Origin of the sequence: Bartonella sp. TT67HLJMS (assembly GCF_042193375.1) — a bacterium.
GTDB lineage: Bacteria > Pseudomonadota > Alphaproteobacteria > Rhizobiales > Rhizobiaceae > Bartonella > Bartonella grahamii.
The window spans coordinates 1-2,674 of sequence record NZ_JBHILP010000028.1 but is presented as its reverse complement, the minus strand read 5'-3'; the positions used below and the strand labels follow the sequence as shown (position 1 = coordinate 2,674).

General features: G+C 40.5%; 2 protein-coding genes. One reads left to right on the top strand and one right to left on the bottom strand.

What is annotated here, in order from left to right; translation table 11 throughout:
• Positions 1-1,548 (bottom strand): ABC transporter transmembrane domain-containing protein (locus tag ACFIJQ_RS08760; protein WP_375629950.1); only part of this gene is annotated, 1,548 nt, incomplete at its 3' end.
• Positions 1,549-1,735: 187 nt separating this feature from the next.
• On the opposite strand from ACFIJQ_RS08760, the gene rpmE reads away from it, so the two are divergent.
• Complete coding sequence (gene rpmE / locus ACFIJQ_RS08755; protein ID WP_015856961.1) at positions 1,736-1,957, top strand: 50S ribosomal protein L31; 222 nt, start codon at positions 1,736-1,738, stop codon at positions 1,955-1,957.
• Positions 1,958-2,674 lie beyond the last annotated feature (717 nt).

Below are 2,674 nucleotides of genomic sequence, written 5' to 3'. Positions count from 1 at the left end.
AAGCAACAGGGGTGCATTTCTTAGAATTGCCCGTGCAATACCAATGCGTTGTTTTTGCCCTCCAGAAAGCATGGTACCACGTTCTCCTACTTGCGTATCCAAGCCATCTGGTAAAGCTTGAATAAATTCAAGTGCATTAGCCGCCTTAGCGGCAGCAAGGATTTCCTCTTCATGGGTATTTTCAGTTCCAAAAATAATATTATCACGCAATGTTCCATCAAAAATGGCGACATCCTGTGGAACATAGGAAATTGCGCTGCGTAAATCTTGTAAAGAAAGGCGATTAATTTCCATGCCGTCCAACCGAATTGTTCCACTTATCGGGTCATAAAAACGAAGGATCAAAGAAAAAATGGTGCTTTTTCCTGCTCCTGAAGCCCCAACAAAAGCAACCGTTTCGCCTGCCTTCACAGAAAACGAAAGCGAGCGTAAAATTTTCTCTTGAGGTCTAGAAGGATAGGTAAAATCAACCTGATCAAAAACAAGTTCGCCTCGAACAGGTTGTTCCAATGATAAAGGATTTTTAGGAGCTACAATAGTAGGTTGTTCTTGTAGCAATTCGGAAAGCCGCTCAGCAGCGCCTGCTGCTTGGATTAACTCTGCCCCCAGTTCCGATAATTGCGCAAAAGTAGAAGCTCCAAAAACCGCATAAAGGACAAATTGCCCTAATGTCCCGCCTGTCATCGTTCCATTCAAAACATCGCGCGACCCAATCCATAAAACAGCAACCACACTGCTAAAAACCAAAAAAATTGCAAAACCTGTAAAAAAGGAGCGCAGGATCACGGAAGCACGTGCTGTTTGAAAAGCACGTTCTATCAATTGTGAAAAACGTGTTGCAACGAGTTTTTCTGCGGTAAAAGCTTGCACAGTGCGAATAGCACTTACCTGTTCTGTAGCAACAGCATTGGCATCTGCGAGACGATCTTGCGCCGCACGCGTACGAGAGCGAACTTTACGCCCAAAAACCACCAAGGGAATGGCCACAACAGGAATAGCAACCAAAACCAACAAAGACAATTTAGCATTGGTAATCACCATCATCACGACGGCTCCGATCACTATAATCAACTGACGCAAAGCTGTAGAGGCGGTAGAACCTACAGCTAATTTTATTTGTGTGGTATCTGTTAGAAGCCTTGAAACAATCTCTCCTGAATGCGACCGATCAAAAAAAGCAGGAGAAAGTTTCATAATATGAATAAACACATCACGCCGTAAATCGGCAACAATCCGTTCTCCCAATGTGATAACACAATAATAACGACCAGCAGAAGCAAATGCGAGAAGCAAGGCTAAGATAAACAAAATTCCGAAGTAAAAATTGATATGTCCATGGCTTGAAGTAGAAAACCCATGATCAAACATTTGGCGGATAGCTACAGGCAAAGCTAATGTGACAAGAGCAGCAACAGATAGCGCTAGGAAGGCAAAGATAAACAACCAACGATAGCGCAAAAGATAAGGAAAAAAAATTGCAAGCGAAGAGAATGAAGATTTTTTAGGGGAAGACTTTGTAGATTTTTCTGAATGATTGAAGAGATTCATAAGGTTTCGCTCACTATATTGAATTTATAACACTTGATACAATGATGCATCTTGAACACTTGTTTTTTTATGCATGCTCAGCTATAGGAATAAATACTTTAATCAATGTATCAAAAAGACAAAGGAAGCGCACTTAAAAAATCGAGCAAGTGCTGTTTCATTCTGTAAACGCAAAAGGTTTTTACGCATGAAAGCGAATATTCATCCCAACTATCACACAATTACCGTTGTTATGACGGATGGAACCCAATATAAAACGCGCTCTACTTGGGGAAAAGAAGGCGATACTCTTAATCTAGATATTGACCCAAGAACGCATCCAGCATGGACAGGTGGCTCCCAAACACTCGTAGACCGTGGCGGTCGTCTTTCTAAATTCAAAAATCGTTTTGGTAATATTGGCATGTAAAAGCCTATTCCTGATTATAAAGAGCACAAGTTTTAAAAAAATGATTGCTCTATTGTAAGTGATTGGTTTTTTTATGCTGTAAAGAGTGCACTTTAAATATTAATTCAAAAACGCATCCAACATAAATAGATGGGATCTTAGGCACTAATAAATCTTGGTGGCTGCGTTTTTTAAATTTAAAAATCAGTTTGAAATACGAGCATAAATCCTTCCTCTTAGAGTATAACGACCTGAAATAAAATAATTGCAAACCATTCTTCTTTTTTGGAACTGAAAAATACCCATGAAGAGGACATCCTTGCTGCCGCTAAAGCGGCTAATGCGCTTGAATTGATTCAAGCTTTACCAGATAGCTTGGATACGTGAATAGGAGAACGTGGTACCCATGCTTTCTGGGGGACAAAACAACGCATCGATATTGCACGTGCAATTCTAAGAAATGCACCCCTGTTGCTGCAAGCCGGCACCATCATTATATTTGCTAGCTCATGGGTGTTGCTACAGCCCTTGGCACTTGAGACGATTTATTATAGACATTTTAAGTCCTTCCTTAATATTTTTTATTCACGCGGTCTCTCCCCGCTTGTAACGTGCAAGAGACATGGTTTTTGTTGATTCAACACGGAACAGGTTTGAAATGAGAAAATCCTGTAATATTCGGGATCCCCATGCAACATACAAAACAGTGAGCTATTATTATAAATCAAAGTGTTGCTA

Bases quoted from the DNA above. Each gene is read 5' to 3' on its own strand.
- rpmE (WP_015856961.1), top strand. From the start codon at position 1,736: ATGAAAGCGAATATTCATCCCAACTATCACACAATTACCGTTGTTATG.